Here is a 24,523-nt window from a genome sequence, read left to right as displayed (position 1 = left end):
GGCCGGCTGAAACCTTGGGAGCACCGGGTGCCAGAGCCCCGGCCGCCGGAACTCCGGCCCCGGACCGACAGGACCCGGAGCCCCCGGACCCGGACCCCAGAACTGCCCAAGGAGATTCCCCATGCGTAAGTGGCTGCCGTTGACCGCGGTCTGCCTCGGCGCGTTCATGCTGCTGGTCGACGTCACGATCGTGACCGTCGCCCTCCCCGACATGGCCACCGACATGCACAGCGGATTCGCCGGGCTCCAGTGGGTGATGGACGTCTACGCGCTCGCCCTCGCCGCCCTGCTCCTCGGCGCGGGCTCGCTCGCCGACCGGATCGGCCGCCGCCGGGTCTACCTCGGTGGCCTCGCCGTCTTCGCCGCGGCCTCGCTCGCCTGCGGCCTCGCCGACGGCCCGGGCACCCTGATCGCCTTCCGCGCCGTGCAGGGCATCGGCGGCGCCGCCATGTTCGCCACCACCATGGCCCTGCTCAGCGCCGCCTACCAGGGCCGTGACCGCGGGATCGCCTTCGGCGTGTGGGGCGCGGTCAACGGGGCCGCCGCCGCGGCCGGGCCGATCATCGGCGGCCTGCTCACCGAGCACTTCGGCTGGCGCTGGATCTTCTTCATCAACCTGCCGGTCTGCGCCCTCGCCGTCCTCGTCACCCTCAAGGCCGTCGCCGAGTCCCGCAATCCGCACGCCAAGGGCATCGACCTGCCCGGCATGGTCACCTTCACCGTCGGCGCCGCCGCCATCACCTACGCCCTGATCCGGGTCGGCGAGAACGGATGGACCTCCATCACCACCCTCGGCCTCTTCGCGCTCGCCGTCCTCTCCTTCGTCGGCTTCGTCGTGGTCGAACTGCGCGCCGCCCATCCGATGCTGGACCTCTCGCTCTTCCGCAGCCCGGTCTTCGTCGCGGTCATGGCCGCCGGACTGCTGCTCTCCGGCGCCGCCTTCTCCTACCTCATGTACACCTCGCTGTGGCTCCAGAGCGCCGAGGGCATGAGCCCCGTCGGCGCCGGCCTGGTGCTGGTGCCGCTCAGCCTGGCCGCGTTCCTGGTCGCCGCGGTGGCCGGGCGGCTGCTGCACGGGCTCTCGCCGCGGCTCACCATCGGCGGCGGGCTGCTGCTGATCGGTGTGGGGGCGCTGCTCCAGGCCCTGATGCTGGACGCCGGTGACGGCTGGTCCGCGCTGGTCCCGGGGCTCGCGGTGACCGGGGTGGGCGTGGGCATGGCGACCCCGGCGCTGGCCGCGGCCGCGATGGGCGCGGTGGCCCCGGCCCGGGCGGGCATGGCGGGCGGCGCGCTGAACACCGCGCGCCAGCTGGGCACGGCCCTGGGCATCGCGGTCCTCGGCGCGGTCTTCCACGCCGGCCTGGTCTCCGGGCTGGGCGATGCGCCGGGCGCCCGCCCGACGGCCGACGCGCTGGCCTCGGGCGGAGCCGGGCAGCTGCTCGGCGCGGCCCCGGCGGGGGAGGCCCGGCAGGCGCTGGACCACCTGGTCGACGCGGCCTTCGCGAGCGGGCTGCGGGAGACGTTCCTGGTGTCGGGGGCGATGGGCCTGGTCGGGGCGGCGCTGGTCTTCGTCCTGGTACGGAGCACCGCGGGCACCCCGGCTCCGGCCGCTGCCCCGGGGGCCGCCGGGTCGGTGGTCGCCCAGCCGAACGGGGAGCGTACGCCCGTACGACCGTGAGCGCGTCCGGGCCAACGATCCGGCCCCGCTCGGGTGAACCTTCGAACGTGCTGTGCATGGCGAACCGTTTGGGCGACCCCGTCCGCTCCTACGCTGCCGGCGGATGCCCACCGGACCCGGTATCCGTGGAACCCGAGAAACGGACTCCCCATGCGTCTTCGCACCACTGCCGCAGCCACGTTCGTCAGCGCGCTGGCCCTCGTCCTCCCGGCCGCGGGCCAGGCGCTGGCCAACGACGACGACGGCCACCACACGCTCGGCGAGCTGCACTACAGGATCGAGGGCGACGGCTGGGAGACGATCCGTCCGCCGGAGAACGACACCTGCTACCGGCTCACGGGGACCGACTGGGACGACGCCGCGACCAGGGTGAAGAACGAGACGCGCTCGCTGGCGCTGCTGTTCGAGGACCGCAGCTGCGGCGGCCGGCCGGAGCGGACCCTCAACCCGTGGGACTCGGTGAACGGTGTGGAGGTCCGCTCGGTCCTCTTCAAGCCGGCCGACGACGATGACGACCACCACGGCGGTCACGGGCGCTGGGACGACGACGATGACGACCGTCACCACCAGCGCCGGGACGGCGAGGGCCGGCACGAGCAGGGCGCCCGCGACGAGCAGAGCCGCATGGAGGACGACGGCCCGGAGCCGGCGACCCCGGACCAGGCGTCCCCGGACCAGGCCCAGCGCCCGGACCAGGAGCAGGGCCCGGACCAGGCCCAGCGCCCTGACGAGAACCAGCGACCGGACGAGAACCAGCGCCCGGACCAGGAGACGGGCCCCGACGAGGCGATGGGCCCGGACGAGAACCAGGGTCCGGAGGAGAACCAGCGGCCGGACCAGAACCAGGGGCCGGACGAGAACCAGCGCCCGGACCAGAGCCAGGGCCCGGACCAGAGCCAGGGCCCGGACGAGGCGATGGGTCCCGACGAGGCGACGGGCCCGGACCAGAGCCAGGGCCCGGACCAGGCGCAGGGGCCGGACCAGAGCCAGGGCCCGGACCAGGCGCAGGGGCCGCGTGAGGACGAGGGCCGGCGCGCCCAGCAGGCCCCGCGGAGCTACCGCGGCGACCGGATCGCGGCGAAGGCGGACGACGACTCCGACGACCACCTCATCCACGACGACGGCCTCGGCTTCTTCGAGGACGGCTTCCTCGGCCACCTCGGCTGACCCCGGCACCACGTGAAGGGCCCGGCCCCCCTGGCAGCGACCAGGGGGGCCGGGCCCTTTCGGCCGCGCGGCTACGCCGCCTCGGCCTCCGCCGCCAGGCCGCCCGCCAGCCACGCCACCACGTCCGCCGCCGTGTAGGGGGTGGCGTCCGGGGACACCTCCGGCAGGAACGAGAGGTCCTTGCCGATCGTCACCAGCGGCGGTTCGACCCGACCGCCCGGGCGCCGCTGTGCCAGCCCGATCGTGGCCAGCAGCCCGTTGCACAGGCACTGCTTGCCCTCGGCGGCGGCCGCCTCGCCGCCCTTGCGGACGTACGCCGCCACCGGCTCCGCGGCGCACCGGTACACCAGCCCGCGCGGGCCGCGCACCGGCGTGCGCAGGAAACCCAGGTCGCAGACCCGGCGCCGGGCGGCGGCGACCTCCGGCTCGGAGACCGTGCCCGGCAGCTCCGCCACCTTGAAGGGGAAGGCGGTCGGCGAGGCGTTCGGGTCGTTGCGGACCACCAGCGTCCCCGCCCGGGCCCGCTCCAGCACCTCCGCGCGCAGGTGGCGGGCCATGCCGGACTCCTCGCACAGGGCGAAGGCGCTGCCGATCTGCACCCCGGCCGCGCCCTGGGCCCGCGCGGCCGCCAGCGCCCGCGGCGACGCCTGGCCGCCGGCCAGCCAGAAGGGCAGCCCGAGCGCGGCCATCTTGGCGAGGTCGGGATGGTCGCGCGGTCCGTAGACCGGCTCGCCGGCCGCGTCCAGGGTCATCGGACCGCGCGGCGGGGCGCTGTGGCCGCCGGCCGAACTGGTCTCGATGACGAACCCGTCGGGCCGGGTGGCCGCGTCCCGGGCGAGGTAGGTGGCCAGCACCGGCAGCGACACGATGGCGAGCACCCGCGGGCGCCGCAGCGGCCCCGGCAGGTGCCCGGCGAGCAGGGCCCGCGGGTCGAAGAGCTGGTCCAGCGGCTCCTCGTCGCCCTCGACGTGGATCCGGGAGACGACGGGCTCGTAACGGGCGAGGCGGGTCGCCAGCGCGGGGATGTGCCCGGGGACCCCGGCGCCCACGCAGACGTAGTCGGCCCCCGCCAGGATCGCCCCGAACATCGCGGGCGCGGTCGCCAGCTGGATCTTCTCCAGGTAGTTGATGCCGACGGGGCCGTCGTGGCCCTCCTTGGCGAGCCACACCTCGACGAAGTTCCCGAGCACGGTGAGGACTTCGGCCTGGCTGCCGCCGGTGGCGCGCAATCGCGGGGTGGTGCGCATCGGGGCGCCGTCCGCGAGGTCGCCCTCCTCGCGGAAGTAGCAGTCGAGGGCGGTCCGGGCGAGCTCGGGCAGCGGGAAGGCGGCGAGCGCGCGGCGCGCGTGGCCGCCGGGGTCGCCGGTCTGCAGGACGCGGGCCAGGACCACGTCGAGGGCCGTGCCGGAGACGACGCCCAGCTGGCCGGTGACGGCCACCGCGCGGGCGAGCCGCCAACCGGAGACCCCGACGCCCATGCCGCCCTGGATCAGCCACGGGTGGTCCTCGGACCCGGTGCGCGCGGGGGTGTCGGCGAGGGGCTGCTGTGCTGTCGCGGGCATGTGTGCGTCCGTCCGTGCCGGTGCGGGTGTCCCGAACCTACGGTTCCGTAGGTTCGCTCCCGTTCAGTGTGAACCGGCCCGGCACGCCTGTCCGGCGCCGAAGGTCCCGCACCCGCGGGGAGCAGGTCCCGTAGCGGAGCGGCCGTTCGGCCGTGGCCCCGGACATGGGACAGGGCCGCCCGGGGAGGTTTCCTCCCGGGCGGCCCCGTGTCAGGTCAGTTGGTGCTCACCGTCCCCGAGGGGATCAGAAGGTGAGCTTCCAGCTGTTGATGTAGCCGACGTCCGCGCTCGCGAGGTCCGCGACGCGCAGCTTCCAGACACCGTTGGCGACCTCGGAGGAGGCGTTCACGGTGAAGGACTGGACGATGTTGTCCGCGCTGCCGCCGCTGCGGTTGCGCAGGTTGTACACGCTGCCGTCGGGGGCGACCAGGTCGACCTTGAGGTCACCGACGTAGGTGTGGACGATGTTCACGTCGACCTTGAGGGTGCTCGGCGCGTTGCCCGCGCGGGCCACGGTGATCGGCGACTCGACCGTCGAGTTGTCGTTGATCGTGTAGTCGGTCGTGTTCTCGAAGACGTTCTGGTCCGTGGTGCCGACGGTCCAGGTGAAGGACGTCGTACCCGTCTTCGAGGCGGAGTCGGTCACCGTGACGGTCACGTTGGACGTGCCGGCGGTGGTCGGCGTGCCCGAGATCAGACCGGTCGAGGCGTTGATCGACAGGCCGGCCGGGAGGCCGGTCGCCGCGTAGCTCAGCGCGCCCGGGTTGGTGCTGGTGGCCTGGACCTGCAGGCTCACCGCGGTGTTGACCTTGGTGTTCTGGTTGGCGATCGCGGTGACGGAGACGCCGCTCTGCGGCGGGCGGGCTCCGACGGCGATACCGGCCCAGGCGTTGGCCACGTTGTTGTAGGTGGCCGAGCTGGCGCCGTACAGGTCGGCCGCCGCCTGCAGGGTCGCCGTACGGGCGGCCGCGTAGTTGGTGTTCGACTTGAAGTAGCCGACCGTCAGGGCGCGGAACCAGATCTTCGCGGCGGCGTCGCGGCCTATCGCGGTGACCGGGAGGTTGTCCGAGGTCGGGGAGTTGTAGCTGACCCCGTTGATGACCTTGGCGCCGGAGCCCTCGGACATCAGGTAGAAGACGTGGTTGGCCGGGCCCGACGAGTAGTGCACGTCGAGGTTGCCGAGGCCGGAGTACCACGAGTCCTTGGACCCGCCGTCCTTGCTCGGCTTGTCCATGTAGCGCAGCGGGGTGCCGTCGCCGTTGATGTCGATCTTCTCGCCGACGAGGTAGTCGCCGACGTCGTTGGCGTTGTTGGCGTTGAACTCGACGGCCGCCGCCATGATGTCGGAGGTCGCCTCGTTCAGGCCGCCGGGCTCACCGCTGTAGGTCATGTTGCCGGTGACCGAGGTGAGGCCGTGGGTCATCTCGTGCGCCGCGACGTCGATCGAGGTGAGCGGGTGCGTGTTGCTCGTACCGTCGCCGTACGTCATGCAGAAGCAGGAGTCGTCCCAGAACGCGTTCACGTACGCGTTGCCGTAGTGGACCCGGCTGTACGGGGCCACGCCGTCGTTGCGCAGGCCGTTGCGGCCGTGCACGTTCTTGTAGTAGTCCCACGTCAGCTGAGCGCCGTAGGCCGCGTCCGCACCGGCGGTCGCGCGGTTGGAGGCCGCGCCGTTGCCCCAGGTGTCGGTGGTGTTGGTGAAGAGGGTGCCGGTGCCCGACGAACCACCGTTGAGGTCGTACGTCTTGTGGTTGCCGCGGCTCGCGTCGTTCAGCGTGTAGTTGCTGCCCGACTGCGTGCTGCCCAGGGTGACCTGGCCGCTGTACATGGTGTTGCCGACGCCGGACTCGATCTTCTGCCACTCGGTGATCTTGGCGCCGGTCTTGGCGTCGGTGACCACGTGCAGCTCGCTCGGGGTGCCGTCGTGCTGGACGCCGCCGACCACGGTCTCGTAGGCGAGGACCGGGGCGCCTTCGGCTGCCCAGACGACCTTCTTCGCGCCCTTGGCCGCCTTGACGTCCTTGCCGCCCGCCGCGGACGCGGCGGAGAACGCCGTGCCCTCGGCCGCCGACGGGGTCACCGCGGCGGTGGTGTCGACCTTGATCTCGGCGTTGGTGGCCTTGGTGACGCTCTTGGTGACGCCGCCCTTGGCGTGGACGGTCAGGTCACCGCCGAGCACCGGCAGGCCGCCGTAGGTGCGCTCGTAGGTGGTGTGGGTGGTGCCGTCCACGTCCTTGACGACGTCGCGGACGATCAACTTCTCCTGGTCGCCGAGGCCGAGGGCCTTGGCAGCCTGCGCGGTGGTCGAGTTGGCCTCTGACAGGAGCGTCGCACGCTCCGAAGCCGACAGGTTGTAAGCGGCCGCGCCCGGGTTGGGCTGAGCGGCGGTGCGGGCCTGCGACGCGGTGGCGTCGGCGGAAGCGGTGCCGGTCTGGATGCCTACGGCCAGCAGTGCGGCGGCGGCAACGAGAGCGCCGGCCGCGGTGGCACGCCGGTGGGGGGTGGGACTCAACGCAGACTCCTTCTGCAAGGGGGTTCCGGAGGCTGGGTGGGTCTCCGGGCAGAACAGGCTGGTGCGCAGAACGGATCGAAGAGTGCCATCAACCGAGTGGGATGTCAGGGGCGCGTCAAAAGGTTGGCCAGAAACGGTTCGTTGTCCGAAGAGACGAGTCCGCTATACGAACTGTTCACCAACGTGTGCGTGCTGGAAGGGCGGTACATGTGGAACCGGTCGTACCGGCCGCTAACGAACGGGCAACGAGACGCCTCGTTCACGTAAACGGCACTTACCGTACGGGTGTTTGTCGTAGTGTTTCCCGGTGCGACGCATGTTCGGGGCCAGGGGAAGCCACGGGCATACGCCATCGTCATAGTCCACGTGCCAGGGGGGCCCATGAGGCATGTCCATTTTCCTGCGCAAAGAGTGGCCGGAACGGCGCAGGGGACAGCTGCGCCCGTGCGACGCCTCGGTGACAAAGCCCGTTGGTACCTGCCCGCGGCCCTGACCGCGGACCTCGTCGGCGCGGCCGTGCCCGTCGGCCTGGTCTTCGAGGCCGCCGAACAGGCCCGACCCCTCTACTGCGCGCTCGGCGCGGCCTTCGCCTGGGTCACCGTGCAGGCGCTGCGCCGCCGTTATGCCTCCCGATTGCTGGGAGAATCGCGCGGCGTCCTGCCCGTCGTGCACGACTGGCTGATTCTCATCGGCGTTCTGGCCGTGGCCCGCGTGGTGACGGACGAGAGCACCCCCCGGATGGCCGCGCTCGGGGCGCTGTTGCCCGCCCTCCTCATCACGGTCGCCTGCCACAAGCTCACCTACCGGCACCTCTCCGGCGCCCGCCGCGAGGCCCAGGCGGTCAGCCGGGTGCTCGTCATCGGCGAGCCCGAAACGGCCGAGGACGTCATCGCCCACCTCGCCGCGCGCACCGACCACCCGTACGTGGTCGTCGGCGTCGTGCCGGTCGGTCAGGGCGCGCTCGGCAGCGGCCTCCCGGTCGCGGCCCGACTCGCGCCGGACATGCCCGCCCTGCCCGGCGGCGACGCCGGGGCCGTGCTCGAAGCGGTCGCCAGCCACCACGCGGACCTGGTGCTCGTGGCGCCCGGCGCCCGGATGGCGGGGGAGCGACTGCGCCGGGTCGCCTGGGCCCTGCACGACGCGGGCCTCGAACTGGCCGTCTTCCCCGGTCTGGTGGAGGTATCCGTCAAGCGGCTGGAGACGCTGACCGTCGGTGGGCTCACCGTGCTGCGGATCGCGCCGCCGGTCCGCCGCGGCGTCCAGCCCGTACTGAAGTCCGTACTGGACCGGGTCGGGGCCGCGCTCGGGCTGCTGCTCCTGTCCCCGCTCTTCCTCGGGGTCGCCCTGGCGATACGTTTCGGCTCCCGCGGCCCGGCCTTCTACAGCCAGCGCCGGATCGGCCGCGACGGCGCCCCCTTCGTGATGTGGAAGTTCCGCACGATGGTGGTCGACGCCGACGCGAAGAAGGCGGAGCTCACCGGCGCCAACGAGAACGACGGCCTGATGTTCAAGATGCGCCGCGACCCGCGGGTGACCCGGGTCGGCCGGCTGCTGCGCCGGACCTCGCTCGACGAACTCCCCCAGCTCCTGAACGTGCTGACGGGCGACATGTCCTTGGTCGGCCCGCGCCCGCCGCTGCCGGACGAGGTGGCGCGGTACGACGAGGTCGCACTGCGCCGGCTCACCGTGCGCCCCGGGATGACCGGCCTGTGGCAGATCAGCGGACGCTCCGACCTGTCATGGGACGAAACGATTCAGCTTGATCTGCAGTACGTCGACAACTGGTCCTTCACCAGCGACGTCGACGTCGTGGCCCGTACGTTCCGCGCCGTCGTCGACGGTCGCGGAGCGTACTGAGGCCGGCGGATGCGTTCAGTTCCCGACCTGGGAGTCCAGCCACCACCGGTAGGTGGACGTGATGCCCTCGCGCAGGCCGATGCCGGGCTTCCAGCCCAGCGACGTCAGCCGGCCCACGTCCAGCAGCTTGCGGGGGGTCCCGTCGGGCTTGGACGTGTCCCAGGCGAGCCGACCCCGGAAGCCGGTCACCTCGGCGACCGTCTCGGCCAGTTCCTTGATGGTGAGGTCCTCGCCGCAGCCGATGTTGACCGGCTCGTCGCCGTCGTAGGACTCCAGCAGCACCACGCAGGCCGCCGCGAGGTCGTCGACGTGCAGGAACTCCCGGCGGGGAGTGCCCGAGCCCCAGAGCGCGACCTCGTCCTTGCCCGCCGCGGCCGCCTCGTGGAAGCGCCGGATCAGGGCGGGCAGGACGTGCGAGGACTCCAGGTCGAAGTTGTCGCCCGGGCCGTAGAGGTTCGTCGGCATGGCCGAGACGTACGAGGCCCCGTACTGCTTGCGGTACGACTGCACCTGGACGATGCCGGCGATCTTGGCCAGCGCGTACGCCTCGTTGGTCGGCTCCAGCGGGCCGGTCAGCAGCGCGTCCTCGCTGATCGGCTGCGGCGCCAGCTTCGGGTAGATGCAGGAGGAGCCGAGGAAGAGCAGCCGGCCCACTCCCGCGTCGTGCGCGCCGGCGATCACGCTGAGCTGGATCTTGAGGTTGTCCTCCAGGAACTGCACCGGGTAGGTGCTGTTGGCCATGATCCCGCCGACCTTGGCGGCCGCCAGGACGACGGCGTCCGGGCGGACGTCCTTCAGGTAGGCGGCGGTCGCGGCGGCGTCCCGCAGGTCGAGGTCCGCACGGCCCCGGGTGAGCACGTCGTGGCCGTCGGCGGTCAGCCGTCGGGCGACCGCGGACCCGACGAGGCCGCGGTGGCCGGCGACGAAGACGCGGGCGTGCGGGGGCAGGAGCGGGAGCGAACTTGTCATACCGGCGATGATGCCAGTCCGCGGGGCCGGTCCGCGGCCCAGGTGCCGGCGTGCGCCCCGGCAGATCCGGATCAGTGGACTCCGCAAGTGCCGTGTACGGTACGCATCCAGTTCCCCGGCTCCCGCCGGACCCGGACCCGGACCCGCGGCCGGACCCGGATCCGGGCCCGCAGTCCCGCGGGTACTCCCGCCGCCGCGCCCGGGGGCCGACCGTCCGGGCCGAACTCCGGGGCGCCGCCCCGCCGCAGTGGGGTGGGCCGCGCCCACCCGTACCGAACCGCAACGACCACCAGGGGAACCACATGGGCAAGACCGCACTGATCACCGGCGTCACCGGACAGGACGGCTCGTACCTCGCCGAGCTCCTGCTCTCCAAGGGCTACACGGTGCACGGCCTCGTGCGGCGGTCGTCCAGCTTCAACACCGAGCGCATCGACCACGTCTACCAGGACCCGCAGACCGCCAACCGGTCCTTCGTCCTGCACCACGCCGACCTCTCGGACGGTGTCGCCCTCGTGAACCTGCTGCGCGACATACGGCCCGACGAGGTCTACAACCTCGGCGCGCAGTCCCACGTCCGCGTCTCCTTCGACGCCCCGCTCTACACCGGCGACGTGACCGGCCTCGGCGCGCTGCGCCTGCTGGAGGCCATCCGGGCCAGCGGTGTGGACACCCGGATCTACCAGGCCTCCTCCTCGGAGATGTTCGGCGCCACTCCGCCGCCGCAGAACGAGGGCACCCCCTTCCACCCGCGCAGCCCGTACGGCGCCGCCAAGGTCTTCGCGTACTGGACCACCGTGAACTACCGCGAGGCGTACGGCATGTTCGCGGTGAACGGCATCCTCTTCAACCACGAGTCCCCGCGCCGCGGCGAGACCTTCGTGACCCGCAAGATCACCCGCGCGGTGGCGCGGATCAAGGCCGGCCTCCAGGAACACCTCTACCTGGGCAACCTGGACGCCGTGCGCGACTGGGGCTACGCGCCCGAGTACGTCGACGCGATGTGGCGCATGCTCCAGCAGGACGAGGCGACCGACTACGTCGTGGCGACCGGCGTCGCCGCCACCGTCCGCGAGTTCGTCGAGGCCTCCTTCACCCACGCGGGCCTCGACTGGAACGAGCACGTGCGCTACGACGCCAAGTACGAGCGCCCGAGCGAGGTCGACGCCCTCATCGGCGACGCGAGCAAGGCCCACGCGCTGCTCGGCTGGAAGCCGACGGTCCTGGTGCAGGAACTGGCCCAGATCATGGTGGACGCCGACGTGCGCCAGGTCGAGGACCAACTGGCCGGAGCCACCGTCCGCATCGACCGCTGAGGTGCTGTAACACCGCGCGCCTCGCTTAAGGTTTGCCGTGTCCCGGTCGTGTCTTCCAGGGCGTGACCGGGCCTTTCCCGCCGTATGTCCGCACCGCACCCTCCATCCTGATCCCCGTTGATTCCAAGTTGGTATGCAATGGGTCAAGTGAGGTGACCAGGCCGTCCAGTGAGCCCTAGTCTGCGCCAGTACATATGGCTGTTCGGATAGTTTCAGCCAATTGAAACCGGGCTATTGCCCTGGGGGGCTCATGCGTAGATCCAGAGGGCTGACTGCTGCCCTCGCCCTGTCACTGGTCGGTGCCGGCGCCGGATTGGGCCTGGTGCTCATGCCCCAGGCCTCCGCCATCACTCCGCCCGTGGCCTTCACCGCCGACGACCTGCCGACCTGGCAGCCGAACGGCATCGTCTTCGCGATGGCGCAGACGAACGGGACCGTCTTCGCCGGTGGCACCTTCTCGACGGTCCGTCCGCCGGACAACGCCGGCAGCGGTTCCGAGCAGGAAGCGGTCAACTTCGTCGCGCTGGACGCCGCGACGGGCAACCCGACCGACTGCAAGCTCAGCTTCACCGTGGGCGACGGCACGGCGACCGTGCGCGCCCTCACCGTCTCCAAGGACGGCAAGACCCTGTACGCGGGCGGCTACTTCGGCGCCGTGAACGGCACCCCGGTCGCCAGCCTCGCCGCGATCGACATCGCCACCTGCGCGCCCAAGGCCACGTTCCACCCGAGCTTCCCCGCCACCGTGCGCGCGCTCGCCGTCACCGACGACACCCTGTACGTGGGCGGCGACTTCAACACCGTCGAGGGCCAGACCCGCGGGCGGTTCGCCGCGGTCGACGCGACCTCCGGTGCCCTCAAGCCCTTCGTCGCCGACGCCGACGAGCCGGGCCGCGCCATCGCGGTCACCCCGGACGGCAAGAACGTGATCCTGGGCGGCGACTTCTTCGACGTCAACGGCAAGGACTCGCACGCGCTGGCCGTGGTGAACGCGACCACCGGCGCGCTCACCAAGACGTACAGCAACATCCCGAGCAACTCCGTCGTCAAGACGATCGCCACCGACGACAACGGCGGCTTCTACACCGGCAACGAGGGCTCGGGCGGCGGCGTCTTCGACGGCCGCATCGGCCTCAACCTCAGCGACTTCAACGAGAAGTGGCGCGACCGCTGCCTCGGCGCGACCCAGGCCGTCCTGCCGTACGACGGAGTGCTCTACAGCTCCTCGCACGCGCACGACTGCTCGCTGGAGAACGAGTTCCCCGACGGCAAGCGGAACTTCCTGCTGGCCGAGCCGACCAACCACACCGGTCCGGCTCCCGCGCCCGTCGACGGCTTCGTGCACAGCCCGCGCAAGCTCGGCTGGCACCCGACCGCCAACGACGGCATCGGCGAGGGCATCGGCCCGCGCGTCATGGCCGTGTCGGAGAAGAGCGACGTCAAGTACCTCTGGGTCGGCGGTGAGTTCACCCTCATCAACGGCAACCCGCAGCAGGGCCTGACCCGTTTCGCCTCCACCGGTGACGTCGGCGCCCCGACCACCCCGGTCGCCAGCGCCGCGAGCGTCAAGCCCGGCGAGGCCCAGGTCCGCTGGCGCACCAGCTACGACCAGGACGACAGCAAGCTGACCTACCGCATCTACCGCAACGGCTCGGCGAACCCGATCGCCTCGGTGGTCGCGGACTCCGTCGAGTGGGAGCGCCCGCAGGCCTCCTGGGTCGACACCACGGTCAAGCCCGGCCAGTCCTACACCTACCGGGTGACCGCGAGCGACGCGGCGGGCAACACCAGCGCCCTGTCGGCGAACGTCTCGGTCACGGTCCCGACCTCGGTCCAGACCTACCCGAACCAGGTCCGCGCGGACGGCGCCAACCTGTACTGGCGCTTCGACGACACCGTCAGCCCGTACGTCGCCGACTCCTCCGGCGGCGGCAACACCAGCGGCATCCAGCTGAACGCCCCGGCCCTGCGCCAGAGCCCCGGCGCGGTCTCCGGCACCAGCACGGCCATGGGCTTCAACGGCACCAGCCAGCAGGTGTACAGCGACCACCGCCAGACGGTGGGCAGCTCGTACTCGATCGAGACGTGGTTCAAGACCAACACCACGCGCGGCGGCAAGCTGATCGGCTTCGGCAACAACACCGACCGCGCCAGCTCGTCGAACGACAAGCAGATCTACATGACCAACACCGGTCGCCTGATGTTCGGCACCTACAACGGCTCGCCGCGCACCATCTCCACCGGTCTGTTCGACACGTACAACGACAACAAGTGGCACCACGTGGTCGGCACCCAGGGTCCCGGCGGCATGGCGCTCTACGTCGACGGCCAGAACAAGGGCACGCTGAACGTCACCAACTTCACGTCCTACGCCGGCTACTGGCACGTCGGCGGCGACAACCTCGCCAACTGGCCGTCCCGCCCGACGAGCAACTTCTTCGCCGGTCAGATCGACGAGACGGCCGTCTACCCGAACGTCCTCACCCAGGCCCAGGTCAAGAACCACTTCGACCTGGCGAAGGCGCCGACCGACACCGTTTCCAAGGTCTCCGCGAACGAGGACACCTACATCAACCAGGGCGCCCCGAGCACCGCCTACGGCACCTCGTCGTCGCTCGCGGTGCGCGGCACCTCGGCCTACGAGACGTACCTGCGCTTCAACCTCCCGGCCGCTCCGGCCGGTCAGGTCCTGAAGGCCGCGTCGCTCCAGGTCAAGACCAGCACCCAGGCGAGCGCCGGGACGACCGACACCATCAACGTCGTCCCGATCACCGGAACCTGGAACGGCACGGACACCACCTTCAACACCAAGCCCGCCCTGGGCGCCACCCCGCTCGGCTCCCTCGCCGGCGTCCCGGACGGCTCCGCCATCCAGAACGTCGAGCTGGACACCACCGCGGTCACCGCGGTGCTGGGCGGCAGCTACAGCATGGCCCTGACCAGCACGGGCACCGACCCGCTCTGGATCTGGTCCAGCGAGTCGACCGCCGCGGACGCCGTTCCGCAGCTCGTGCTCACCTTCGGCCCGAAGTAGCCCCGGCCGGACGAAGAGGGGTACGGGGCCCGGCACACCGCCGGGCCCCGTACCCGTATCCACAGCCCGCACCACCCAGTACCACGGGAGCCCCCTGATGTACCGACGCTCCGCAGCGGCCGCGGTCCTGCTGGCCGCCGCCCTGACGCTGACCGCCTGCGGTTCGGACGCCAAGCCCGAGGCCGCGGGAGCGGCCAAGCCGAAGCCCCCGGCCTCCTCGGGGGTCCCGGACCCGGCGGACGCCCCGGCCACGGCCACCGGGTCGCCCGCGGCGAAGCCGACCGGGCCGGTGCTGCCGGACGCGAAGCTCACCCCGGCGACGGGCAGCTTCACGGCCCAGGAGAAGAAGTACCTGAGCGGGCGCGTGCCGGAGAAGATGGATCCGGCCGCGGTGCTCCAGACCGGGCAGGAGGCGTGCCAGCGGGTGCAGCGCACCGCGAAGCGCGACAAGGACGCGGCGATCGGCTCCATCATCGCGGGGGAGATCCCCACGGCGAAGGACGCGATCCCGGCGCTGTGCCCCGACCAGCAGGCGGTGCTCACCGCGGCGCAGAAGGGCTTCCCCGACGGTTCGCGTACGGACCTGGCGGCGGGGTCGTACCGGGCGCTGACCCAGAGCACGTCGTGCACCTGGCAGGCGAAGGGCAAGGACGGCTCCGTCCTGGCCTCCAGCCCGATGACGCTCCCCCCGGGGGCCAAGATCACGGCCGAGGTCCCCGCCGGCACGGCGGAATTCGTCTCCACGGGCTGCTACGCCTGGATCCCCGCCTAGCCCACGGTGCCTCCGGCGGCGCTGCATTTCAGCCGCCCGGCATTTGAGGGCCCGCCGGGGGCGACCTTGGCCCCGGCGGGGGCGGGCTGGCCCGGCGCGGCTTGGTGTGCCTCTGGCGGCGCCTCAATCGCCGGCGGGGCTCAATGTCAGCCCGCCCGGCATAGCCTGCGGGGCTGTATTTCAGCCGCCCGGCGTTTGAGGGCCCGCCGGAGGCGACTTCGGCCCTGGCGGGGGCGGGCTGGCCTGGCGCGGCTTGGTGTGCCTCCGGCGGCGCCTCAATCGCCGGCGGGGCTCAATGTCAGCCCGCCCGGCGTTTGAGGGCCCGCCGGAGGCGCGATCCGGCTTCGGCGGGGGATCGGAGTCAGCCTGACCGGCGGTTGAGGGCTCGGGTGTAGGCGGACAGGAGGGTGTCCAGGACGCCGGCCATGGAGAAGGACTCCGCGGCCAGCTTGCGCGCGGCCAGCGACGCGGCCCCGTTCACCCCCGGATCCAGCAACTCCAGGACGGCCTCGGCCACCCCCTCCGGCCCCGGCTCCACGGCCCGCCCGGCCCCCGCCGCCACCACGTCCCGCGCCAGCCCGTTGGAGTGGGTCACCACCACCGGTACGCCCACGGACAGCGCCTCCAGCACCGACATCGGGAACGGCTCGTCCACCGACGGCAGCACGTACACGTCCGCCCGGCGCAACTCCTCCAGCACCTGATCGCTGCTCAGCGCCCCGGGAATCGTCATGCTCCCGTCCAGCCGCATCGTCATCATCTGGTGGAACACGGCCCCGTACTCGCCCTCGTCCGGCCCCGCCACCACGTACCGCGCCTCCGGCACCCGCGCCGCCACCAGCGACATCGCGTTCACGAAGTCCACCGGACGCTTGCGTTCCTGGAGCCGCGCCGAGTAGAGGATCCGCGGCGGCCCCGACAGCGCGGGCCGCGCCTCCTGCGCCGGTACGCCGTTCACCAGCCGCACGGTGTTGTCCAGCCCGGCCCCGCCGACGACCGCGTCCAGGGCCTCCCGTTCGTGCGGGGTCAGGTACAGCACCGCGTCCGCCCCGCGCAGCAGCCGTCGTACCGCCACCGCGTCCAGGACCTTCGCCAACAGCTTCCCGCTCGGGTCGACCATGCCGTGGGTCTGGAGCACCAGCGGCTTGCCGGCGCGCAGCGCGGCCAGCGCGATCGGCAGGGTCACCAGGTCCCGGGCCAGGTGCACGTGGACCAGGTCCGCCCCCCGGACCAGCCGCCCGGCCGCCGCCAGCAGCGCGGGCGAGGTCATCCCGCTGAAGCCCAGCGGCAGCAACCGCTTCGCCGGGTACAGCGCGGCCGGCACGCCCTCGACATCGGTGGGCCAGGGGTCCGGGAACCCTTCCCCGAGCGCCAGCAGCGAGGCCTCGTGCCCGCGCTCCCGCAGCCCCTTGGCGAGGTTGAGCGCGACCCGTACCGGCCCGCCGAAGGCGTGCGTGGGGGAGTGCAGGGTGACGGCGTGCAGAACTCTCACCGGCGGGGCCTCACTTCGGTTCGTCGACCGGGCGGCGCGTGCCGTCCGCGGTCTGCAGGGTCAGCTCCGGCAGGTCCTTGTGCACGACGGCCCCCGCGCCCGCCACGGCACAGCGGCCCACGGTCACCCCGGCCAGCACGGTCGCCCGTACGGCCACCCACGCGCCGTCCTCGACGGTGATCGGGGCGTTGCGGTACCGGAAGTCGGCGGCCCGGTGGTCGTGCGAACCGGTGCACAGCAGGGCCTCCTGCGAGACGCAGGCGTGCGCGCCGATCGTGATCGGCTCCAGGTTCAGCAGCCAGGCGCCCTCGCCGATCCAGGCGTGGTCGCCGATCGTGAGCTTCCACGGCCACAGCACCCGCACCTTGTGCCGGATCAGCACGCCTTCGCCGATCTTCGCGCCGAAGGCGCGCAGCAGCGCGACCCGCAGCCGGGCCGGACAGAACCACGCCATGAACACCGTGTTCATCACGGCGAACCAGAGCGCCTGCGTCGGCAGACCGCGCCCCTTGTCGTAACCGGCCAGTGTGAAGGCCGGGAGATTGCGCACCGAAGTACCCCCCACTCCATCCCCGTCGGGTCAGACTAGACTGCGCGCGGACCAGGCACGGGGGGCGGGGGCACAATGGCGACGGACATGCGCGGACCCGTGTCCGCACCCCCGAAGACGGCGGCCGCCGCGCACCCGTGGGACGCGGACCGGCGCTGGGGGAAGGTCACCACCCCGCGCACGCTGCTCTCCCGCGCGCTGTCCGTCCCGCTCGCCCTCGGCTTCAGCATCTTCCTGCCGCTGTTCGTGGCCTCGCAGTCCGGCGCGGGCGCCCGGGACGCCGCGTTCTGGCTCCAGTTGGCCCTCACCGTGTACTCCGGCGCCCGTCTCTCCGCCATGGTCCTCACCAGCCGCCGCAAGCTGCTCCAGGGCTCCTTCTGGCTCTTCGTCTACATGGCGATGGGTGTCGCCCCGCTCGCCCAGGCCGTCCTCGGCCAGGTCCCGACGCCCGTGGTCGGCCCGCGCTCCGACCTCACCGTGGCGATCGGCCTGGTGTTGCTCGGCTGCACCGCCTTCGACGTCGGGGTGCTGCTGGCCCGGCACCGGCCCGCGGGGCGCGCGGGCGGTTCGCAGCGCGAGCCGCGCCCCGTGATGACGCACCACCGCCGGCTCCAACTGCTCACCCTGCTGGCCTTCCTGGGCAGTGCGGCGCTGATCCTGAAGCTGGGCGGCCCGGCCGTGTTCTTCAGCAGTCGCCAGGAGATCATCGCGGGCATCCAGGAGGCGGGGGTCTCCACCGACGGGCAGGCGGGCCAGGCGTTCCTGCGCGGCTTCGGGACCGTGCCGGCGCTGCTCGCGCTGCTCTGCTACACCCGCTGGCTGGTCACCTCGGTGCACGCCCGCCGCAAGCCCTCCGTGATCGCGGTGTGGGGCGCGCTGGCGGTGCTCAACATCATCGTCAACAACCCGATCTCCAACCCGCGGTACTGGTTCCTGACGGTCATGTTCTCGCTGCTCTTCACGGTCTTCCCGGTCAGTGCGGCGATGTACCGGGCGGCGCTGTCGATGGCCGTGGTGGTCGCGCTGCTCGTCTTCCCCTTCGCGGACCGCTTCCGGTACGACGAGAAGAACTACAAGCCGGTCGAGACGACCTCGTTCCTGGAGCCGATGGCGCTCAAGGACTACGACCAGATCGGCATGTTCGCCAACACGATCACCTTCTCGAACTCCGGTCCCGGCCACTTCTACGGGCGTCAGCTGGCCGGGTCGATCTTCTTCGCCGTGCCGCGGTCGGTGTGGCCGGGCAAGCCGCGCGACACCGGGGTGATGGTCGGGCAGTGGATGGGCACGGTCAACACCAACCTGTCCTCGCCGATCTGGGCCGAGCTGTGGCTCGACTTCGGGCCGCTGGGGATGGGGGCCGGGCTGCTGGGCATGGGGTACGCCGCCGCCCGCGTCGACCGGCGGTACGCGAAGCGGGCCGTGCGGAGTACGCCGCCGGGGAGCCTGATCTCGATCGTCGTCCCGCTGGTCGCGGGCTACTCCTTCATCCTGCTCCGCGGGCCGCTCCTCCAGGCCTCTGGGCGCGTCGCGATCGCCGGCATGTGCCTGGCCCTGATCGCCACCTACCGCCAGGACCGCGCGACAACCCTCCGCTGACCCCCCTACCCCCAACCACCGAGCAGACCGCAGCCAGCGCCCCCCGACCGGCCCGCTCCAGCCCCGCCGCCTGGGCGCCCCCATTCAGCCTCGCCGGCGTTTGAGGCGCCCCCGGAGGGTCCACAGCCTGCGCCCGGCGTCGGTCCGGTGGTGGTCCGGTCTCGGCCGGTGTCGCCTCCGGCGGGCCCTCAATCGCCGGGCGGGCTGGGGGTGCTCGGGCTCTACCGCCAGCCCCGCCGCCTGGGCGGCCCCATCCAGCCTCGCCGGCGTTTGAGGCGCCCCCGGGGGGTCCACGGCGTGCGCTCGGCGTCGGTCCGGTGGTGGTCCGGTCTCGGCCGGTGTCGCCTCCGGCGGGCCCTCAATCGCCGGGCGGGCTGGAGGTGGTCGGGCTCAATCGCCGGGCGGGCTGGAGGTGGTTGGGCTCAGTTGTTTTGAGGTGGTGTCGGGGGAGGGGAGGCGGGAGGCTCGGGTCCAGGCGGCGGTGGCTTTGAGGGTTGAGCCGGCCGCCAGGCCCCAGGCGGCGCCCTGCGCCCCCCACAGGACGTAACCCGCGAGCAGCAGCACCACGGACAGCACCGAGAAGACCACCTGCACGGCGAGCGTCGCCTTGGGCGCGAGCACCCGCAGGGTCAGCAGGGCGCAGGTCCCCAGCCCCATCGCCGCGTACTGCGCCCCGGTCGCCGGCAGCAGCGCCGCCGCCGCCCCCCAGGTGTCGCCGAGCAGCTGGCGGCCCAGCCGGTCGGGCAGCAGGGAGAGCGCGGTCGCCCAGCCGGCGCCCAGTACGGCCAGGACCAGCCCGAGCGCGGCCGTCGTACGGACCACCGCCCGCTTGCCCCCGCGCCGCCCCAGCATCGGCGGCCCGAAGGCGTTGGCGGAATTGAACAGCACGTTCAGCGGCCCGAAGAGGGTGGTCGCCCCCCGCAGCGCCCCCACCGCGAGCGGGGTCGCGAAGACACCGAGCCCGAGCACGGCGAGCTGGCTGGAGCCGTTGCCCACCGCGAACTCGACCACGAACCGCTGCCCGAGGTGCCCCCGGCGCAGGTACGGGCGCAGGTCGGCGCGCACCCCCCGGACGTACGGACGCAGCAGGAACAGCCCGAGCGCGAGCGCGGGCAGCGCCGAGACCCCCCACACGAGCACCAGCCGGCCGGGGGAGGCCCCCGACGGCTGGAGCAGCAGCGCGGCCACCACGCACACCAGGCGCAGCGCGTCCGCGGCCAGGGCCCGTTCGGGCGTGCGCAGGGCCGAGAAGCAGTACCGCAGCCCGTCCTGGACCAGGACCAGCGGCAGCACCACCCCGAGCGCGAGGAACGCCCCGCCCGCCGGCCCCGGCATCCCGAGGCCGATGAGGGCCAGCGCGGCCCCCACGAGCACGGAGGCGGAGCCGGTGAAGGCCACCGCCGAGCGGCAGACCACGGCCCGCCGCTCCCCGTGCTCCAGGACCACGCTCTGGCCGACGTACGCCATGTTCAGGCCGAGCAGCACGCTGAAGGTCACGTAGACCATCGAGAACGCGGCGAAGCCGGAGGCCGAGGACAGCCGCGCGGCCAGCACCAGGACCAGGATGTTGGTGGCGCTGGACGCGGCCTGGTCCAGGACCGAGGAGAGGGCGGCGAGGCCGCGCCGGCTCATCTGCGTCCCGTGCGGACCGTGCGCAGGGCGACCGTGTCGCTGCCGTCGCCGGGGACCTCCTGGTCCGGCTCGGGCGATGCGCCGGCGGCCGCGGGGTCGACCACGGGGGCGGGCGCCGGCGCGGCGGCCGCCTTCTTCGTGCGCGCCGCGGACCGGCCGCGCTTCTCTCCCGGCAGCGGACCGTGCAGGACCGCCCCCAGTACGGTGCCGCCCGCGCCGCTGATCAGTTCGCGGATCCGGGACAGGTCGGTGCGGTGCACGGCGCGCGGGTCGCAGACCACCAGGACGCCGTCGACCCGGTCGACGAGGGCGAGCGCGTCGGCGTAGGAGAGGACGGGCGGGGCCAGCACGACCACGGTGGAGTTGGGGGAGTCGGCCTCGGAGACCAACCGGGTCGCGCGCGGGGAGGTGAGCGCGCGGGCGACGTTGCGCACCCGTTCGCCGGGGATCAGGTCGAAGGCGCCCGACTCGCCGGCGTCCACGACCAGCTGGCGCCCGTCGGGCCAGTCGGAGTCGCCCTGCCCGGGCTTGCCGCCCTGGCCCGGCCCGCCCGGCGGCTGGCTCCAACGGGGCCGCCCGCCCGCGTCGGTGGGCAGCTGGCTGGCGAGCAGCGGGGTGCGCAGGTCCGCCTCGATGAGGAGCACGTCCTTGCCGGTCTCGGCGAAGGAGGCGGCGAGGTTCACGGCCACCGCGGCGGCCGTCTCGCTGCTGCCGCGCGGGGCGACCACGAGCAGCCGCCGGCGGTCGGCGAACCGGGAGTCGTAGGCGAGCCGGAAGGCCACCGACCGGTACTCCTCCGCGAGCCGCGGATCGGCCTCGCCGGCGGCGAGCAGGGGGCCGCCGCCCGTCTTGTCGCGGGGCAGCGTGCCGAGCACGGGCGCGCGCAGGGCGCGTGAGACGTCGCCGTCGGAGCGCGGGGAGGGGTCGAAGACCAGGCGGACCCAGGCGGCCAGCAGGCCGAGCGCGAGGCCGACGGCGGCGCCGAGCGCGAGCGACATGACGATGCCGGGGCCGTCGGGCTGCGTGGGCACGGTGGCCGCGCTGGTGACCCGGCCCGGGGTCATGTCGAGCGCGTCGAGCTTGGCGATGTTCCCGTTGAGCTGGCCCACCTTGCTCTGCAGGTCGGTCCGGGAGGAGTACGCGGCGTCGCGCGCGCTGCCGGCGGGCATCTGGGCGATCTGCTTGACCAGGTCGTCGAGCTGCTTGGCCACCGGGTCGCGCTGGTCCTTGTAGCTCTTGACCATGGCGTCGCGGGTGACGTCGAGGGCGTCGCGCCGCTTGAGCAGGTACGCCTCGGTCATCGCGTTGGCGCGCTTGGCGGCCTGCGCGGGGGAGCTGGAGGTGTAGGTGAAGCGCAGCACCATGGTCTGCGGCGGATTGGTGACCTGGAGTCCGGAGCGCAGCGCGGCGAGGCCGGAGTCTCCGATGCCGAGCTTCTTCGCGGCCTCGCCCGCGATGGAACTGCTGAGCGCGACCTGCCGTTCGGAGCCGATGTTGATCGCCTTGTCGGGGGCGATGCTCGGGTTGAACGGGTCGTCGGTGGGTGTGCGCAGCACCACGTCGGCGGTGGCGACGTAGGTGTCGGACGTCGATATGCCGAGGTACACACCGCCCAGCAGGCCGATCCCGATGCCCGCGCCGATGAGCCTGCGGTAGCGGGTCAGCTGGCGGAACTGGTCCCTGAGGAGGTCGGGTTCGTCCTCGACCGGGACCGCTGCCGGACGGTTCGTCTCGATCACGGCCGGGGACCCCCAAGTGCTTCGTCCATCAGTGCGTCGATGCGGGCGAGGCCCGCCGCACGGCTCAGGTGAGCCGCCACGTGGCGCGGACCGGCCGCGCCCAGCGCGTCCGCTCCGCGCGGATCCTCGGCCAGCGCGCGCACGGCCTCCAGCAGCGCGCCCGGGTCCTCCGGGGCGACGAGCACACCGGCTCCCGAACGCTCCACCTCCTGCGCGGTGCCGCCTTCCGCCGCCACCGAGGCGACGACGGGTCGGCCGGCGGCGAAGTAGGAGGTGAGCTTGGACGGCACGCTCATGTCGAGGACGGCCGCGTGCTGCGTCACCGTCAGCACGTCCGCCGCCGCGAGGATATCGGGGAACTCCCCGTCGGCGGCAGGGGGGATGATGTCCAGGTTCGGTACGTCCGCCGACAGGCCGGCCAGGGCGCCGCGCTGGCTGCCGTCGCCCATGAGGACGAAGCGGACGCGCGGGTCGAGGCGGGCCGCGCCGACGAGGACTTCGAGGCCCTGCTTGAGGCCCATGTTCCCGGAGTGCAGCACCACGGTCTGGCCGGGGGCCCAGCCCAGGTGGCGGCGGGTCTCGGCGCGCGGCTTGGTGGGCGCGGGCACGTGCGACCAGTTGGGGACCAGGCGGATCTTCTTCGGGTCCACGCCCATGCCCACGACCCGGTCCACGAAGGTCTCGTGGATGACGCCGACCAGCGTGGCCCGCTTGAGGGCGTACGCCTCGGCGCGGGCGGCGATGACGGCCGCCTTGTCGCCGCCGCTGATCCCGCTCTGCGCGGCGGCGGCGCCCATCAGGTCCTGGACGACGGGAACGAAGGGGACCTTCCAGCGCGCCGCGAGGCGGGCCGCGAGCACGCCGCCGGCCAGGCTGGGCATCTGGGCGAGGATCGCGTCCGGCTTCGGCATCCGCGGCGGAGCCACGGCGCCGTGCAGCAGAATCGATCCTTCAAAAAGGGCGCGCTTGACGGCGGTCTGGCGGGCGGGGACGGTGTGCGCACGCCGGTGCACGGTGACTCCGGAGCGCTCCTCGGTGCGCCGCAACGCCCCCTTGTACTCCGGTTCGAGGGACCAGGAGGGATAGTGGGGCATGCCCGTGAAGGCGTGGGCGTCGTGGCCGGAATTCGCCCAATGTTCCGCGATTTGTGTGGCGTACGGGCCTATGCCCGCGTGCTCGGGAGCGTAATTGGTGGAAACCAGCAGCAGGCGCCGGTGACCGGATATGGACACTGAACGTTCCCTTCCCCCCACGTTGATGCGCTGCACACCCTAATCGTTCACCCGCACGGCGCAGGACGTGCACGCTATTGTCTGCTAATCCGCCGCGCCGGGGGGCGCGGCTCCTGGGGGGTAACAGATGACGGAGCTCGACATGTCCGGACTTGGCGCGCCCGCGCGCAGGCCGTATCGGGTCGGCTACGCGCCGGGCGCCTACGACCTGTTCCACATCGGGCACCTCAACATCCTGCGGCACGCCCGTAGTCAGTGCGACTACCTGGTCGCGGGAGTGGTCTCCGACGAGATGGCGGAACTGGCCAAGGGGCGCCGCCCGATGATCCCGCTCGTCGAGCGGCTGGAAATCGTCCGCAGCGTCAAGTACGTCGACGCCGCCTTCGTGGAGACGGTTCCGAACAAGGTCGAGACCTGGAAGCAGGTCCGCTTCGACGTCATCTTCAAGGGCGACGACTGGCGCGGCACGCCCAAGGGGCAGCGTCTGGAGCAGGACTTCGCCGCCGTCGGCGTCGACGTCGTCTACTTCCCCTACACCGTGCACACGTCCAGCACCCAGCTGCGCCGGGCCCTGGACGCGCTCGCCGCCCCGGCCGCCCCGCTCAGCGCCGAACTGCGCTGAGCTCGCGGAACCACTTCGCGAGGAACGCCAGCAGGAACAGCGCGGCCACCGCGCCGAGCAGCGCGTACGCCCACCGGAACAGCTCCCCGCCGCCCAGCAGCAGGAACACCAGGCAGAACACGCCGTAGTCCACCGGCAGCAGCGCGACGGCCCGCAGGGTGGAGGGCGCGGCGGCGGGGCTCCCCGGAGCGGGCTTGGGCTTGAGCTTCTCGGTCAGCAATCCGCCGAAGAAGGTCACCACCGCCGCGAACTGGAAGCCCAGCGGCACCAGGAGCCATCCGTCCCCGGTGGTCCCGTAGGCCTCGGGGAAGCGGTAGAAGGCGATCAACACGCAGGTGTGCAGCGCGGTCAGCTTCGCGCAGTCCACCACGTGGTCGAGCCACTCGCCGGCCGCGCTGCCGCCGCCGCGCAGCCGCGCGAGCTGCCCGTCCGCCGAGTCGAAGGCGAAGCCGACGGCCAGCGCCGCCCACACCACGATCCCGAGCGCCCACGACGGCTCGCTCAGTGCCACCACGGCCACGGCGGCGAAGCTGAAGGCGGCGCTGATCAACGTCACCTGGTTCGGGCCGAGTCCCACCCCGTACGCGCCGGCGGCCAAGTACCGGCCGGCCGGCCGGTTCACGTAGCGCGAGTACAGGGACACCCCCTTCGCCGACTTCTGCGCCCCCCGCAACTCCCGCAGCGCGGTCCCCACACTCGCCATCCGCACACAGCCCCTTCGACCTCACGATGCCCCGACGCCCCCGTTGACACGCGCGCGCAGGGGCACGCGTGTACGACGGCACATCAT

The 24,523-nt window shown here is 72.5% G+C and carries 17 protein-coding genes; 8 read left to right on the top strand and 9 right to left on the bottom strand.

All coding sequences use genetic code 11. The annotated features are described in order from the left end of the window. Window positions 1–121 precede the first annotated feature (121 nt). Complete coding sequence (locus tag ACZ4UB_RS13755; protein WP_468070281.1) at window positions 122–1,678, top strand: MFS transporter; 1,557 nt, start codon at window positions 122–124, stop codon at window positions 1,676–1,678. Between the two features lie 150 nt (window positions 1,679–1,828). Next, on the top strand, window positions 1,829–2,845 hold the full coding sequence (locus ACZ4UB_RS13750; protein ID WP_468070280.1) for an ICP22 family protein: 1,017 nt from the start codon (window positions 1,829–1,831) through the stop codon (window positions 2,843–2,845). A gap of 71 nt (window positions 2,846–2,916) precedes the next feature. Here ACZ4UB_RS13750 and ACZ4UB_RS13745 read toward each other — a convergent pair whose 3' ends face one another. Both ACZ4UB_RS13745 and ACZ4UB_RS13740 read right to left on the bottom strand, forming a co-directional pair. Beyond that, entirely contained in the window at window positions 2,917–4,407 is a 1,491-nt protein-coding gene (locus ACZ4UB_RS13745) for a nitronate monooxygenase (RefSeq protein ID WP_468070279.1), read from the bottom strand. A gap of 244 nt (window positions 4,408–4,651) precedes the next feature. Beyond that, window positions 4,652–6,919 carry a M4 family metallopeptidase gene (locus tag ACZ4UB_RS13740; protein ID WP_468070278.1) on the bottom strand — a complete coding sequence of 756 codons (2,268 nt, stop codon included), beginning with the start codon at window positions 6,917–6,919 and terminating at the stop codon, window positions 4,652–4,654. 381 nt (window positions 6,920–7,300) lie between these two features. On the opposite strand from ACZ4UB_RS13740, the gene ACZ4UB_RS13735 reads away from it, so the two are divergent. Beyond that, window positions 7,301–8,776, top strand: coding sequence for a sugar transferase (locus ACZ4UB_RS13735; RefSeq protein ID WP_468070277.1), 1,476 nt, complete (start codon window positions 7,301–7,303; stop codon window positions 8,774–8,776). A gap of 15 nt (window positions 8,777–8,791) precedes the next feature. Here ACZ4UB_RS13735 and ACZ4UB_RS13730 read toward each other — a convergent pair whose 3' ends face one another. Next, complete coding sequence (locus ACZ4UB_RS13730) at window positions 8,792–9,745, bottom strand: GDP-L-fucose synthase family protein (protein WP_468070276.1); 954 nt, start codon at window positions 9,743–9,745, stop codon at window positions 8,792–8,794. A 302-nt stretch (window positions 9,746–10,047) separates the two neighbouring features. On the opposite strand from ACZ4UB_RS13730, the gene gmd reads away from it, so the two are divergent. The 3 genes from gmd to ACZ4UB_RS13715 all read left to right on the top strand — a co-directional run bounded on the left by gmd (window position 10,048) and on the right by ACZ4UB_RS13715 (window position 14,867). Continuing rightward, a complete protein-coding gene (gmd, locus tag ACZ4UB_RS13725) occupies window positions 10,048–11,061 on the top strand; it encodes a GDP-mannose 4,6-dehydratase (protein WP_399262859.1) in 1,014 nt (337 codons plus the stop codon). A gap of 250 nt (window positions 11,062–11,311) precedes the next feature. Further along, entirely contained in the window at window positions 11,312–14,095 is a 2,784-nt protein-coding gene (locus ACZ4UB_RS13720) for a CBM96 family carbohydrate-binding protein (RefSeq protein ID WP_468070275.1), read from the top strand. Between the two features lie 97 nt (window positions 14,096–14,192). Further along, a complete protein-coding gene (locus ACZ4UB_RS13715) occupies window positions 14,193–14,867 on the top strand; it encodes a hypothetical protein (protein WP_468070274.1) in 675 nt (224 codons plus the stop codon). A gap of 361 nt (window positions 14,868–15,228) precedes the next feature. Here the strand turns inward: ACZ4UB_RS13715 and ACZ4UB_RS13710 are convergent, their stop codons facing one another. Next, entirely contained in the window at window positions 15,229–16,359 is a 1,131-nt protein-coding gene (locus ACZ4UB_RS13710) for a glycosyltransferase (RefSeq protein ID WP_468070273.1), read from the bottom strand. A gap of 10 nt (window positions 16,360–16,369) precedes the next feature. Beyond that, window positions 16,370–16,909 (bottom strand): WcaF family extracellular polysaccharide biosynthesis acetyltransferase, encoded by a 540-nt coding sequence (locus ACZ4UB_RS13705; protein WP_468070272.1) that lies wholly within the window; start codon window positions 16,907–16,909, stop codon window positions 16,370–16,372. Between the two features lie 87 nt (window positions 16,910–16,996). Here ACZ4UB_RS13705 and ACZ4UB_RS13700 point away from each other — a divergent pair, with 87 nt between their 5' ends. Next, window positions 16,997–18,508: a hypothetical protein gene (locus tag ACZ4UB_RS13700; protein WP_468070271.1), complete on the top strand. Its 1,512-nt coding sequence runs from the start codon at window positions 16,997–16,999 to the stop codon at window positions 18,506–18,508. A 390-nt stretch (window positions 18,509–18,898) separates the two neighbouring features. Here ACZ4UB_RS13700 and ACZ4UB_RS13695 read toward each other — a convergent pair whose 3' ends face one another. The 3 genes from ACZ4UB_RS13695 to ACZ4UB_RS13685 are packed head-to-tail and all read right to left on the bottom strand — an operon-like array spanning window position 18,899 to window position 23,081. Further along, window positions 18,899–20,140, bottom strand: coding sequence for an MATE family efflux transporter (locus ACZ4UB_RS13695; RefSeq protein ID WP_468070270.1), 1,242 nt, complete (start codon window positions 20,138–20,140; stop codon window positions 18,899–18,901). Further along, window positions 20,137–21,879: a lipopolysaccharide biosynthesis protein gene (locus tag ACZ4UB_RS13690; protein WP_468070269.1), complete on the bottom strand. Its 1,743-nt coding sequence runs from the start codon at window positions 21,877–21,879 to the stop codon at window positions 20,137–20,139. The genes ACZ4UB_RS13695 and ACZ4UB_RS13690 overlap by 4 nt, the downstream gene beginning before the upstream one ends. Further along, complete coding sequence (locus ACZ4UB_RS13685) at window positions 21,876–23,081, bottom strand: glycosyltransferase family 4 protein (RefSeq protein WP_354380110.1); 1,206 nt, start codon at window positions 23,079–23,081, stop codon at window positions 21,876–21,878. The genes ACZ4UB_RS13690 and ACZ4UB_RS13685 overlap by 4 nt, the downstream gene beginning before the upstream one ends. Window positions 23,082–23,253: 172 nt before the next feature. On the opposite strand from ACZ4UB_RS13685, the gene ACZ4UB_RS13680 reads away from it, so the two are divergent. Next, complete coding sequence (locus ACZ4UB_RS13680) at window positions 23,254–23,733, top strand: FAD synthase family protein (RefSeq protein WP_468070268.1); 480 nt, start codon at window positions 23,254–23,256, stop codon at window positions 23,731–23,733. On the opposite strand, the gene ACZ4UB_RS13675 is transcribed toward ACZ4UB_RS13680, so the two are convergent. Then, a complete protein-coding gene (locus ACZ4UB_RS13675; RefSeq protein WP_468070267.1) occupies window positions 23,714–24,436 on the bottom strand; it encodes a CDP-alcohol phosphatidyltransferase family protein in 723 nt (240 codons plus the stop codon). The two genes, ACZ4UB_RS13680 and ACZ4UB_RS13675, sit on opposite strands and share 20 nt — an antisense overlap. Window positions 24,437–24,523 lie beyond the last annotated feature (87 nt).

This window comes from Streptomyces sp. NPDC028419 (assembly GCF_055565515.1).
The sequence above is the reverse complement of the archived record's forward strand: the minus strand, read 5'-3'. Positions and strand labels throughout refer to the sequence as shown.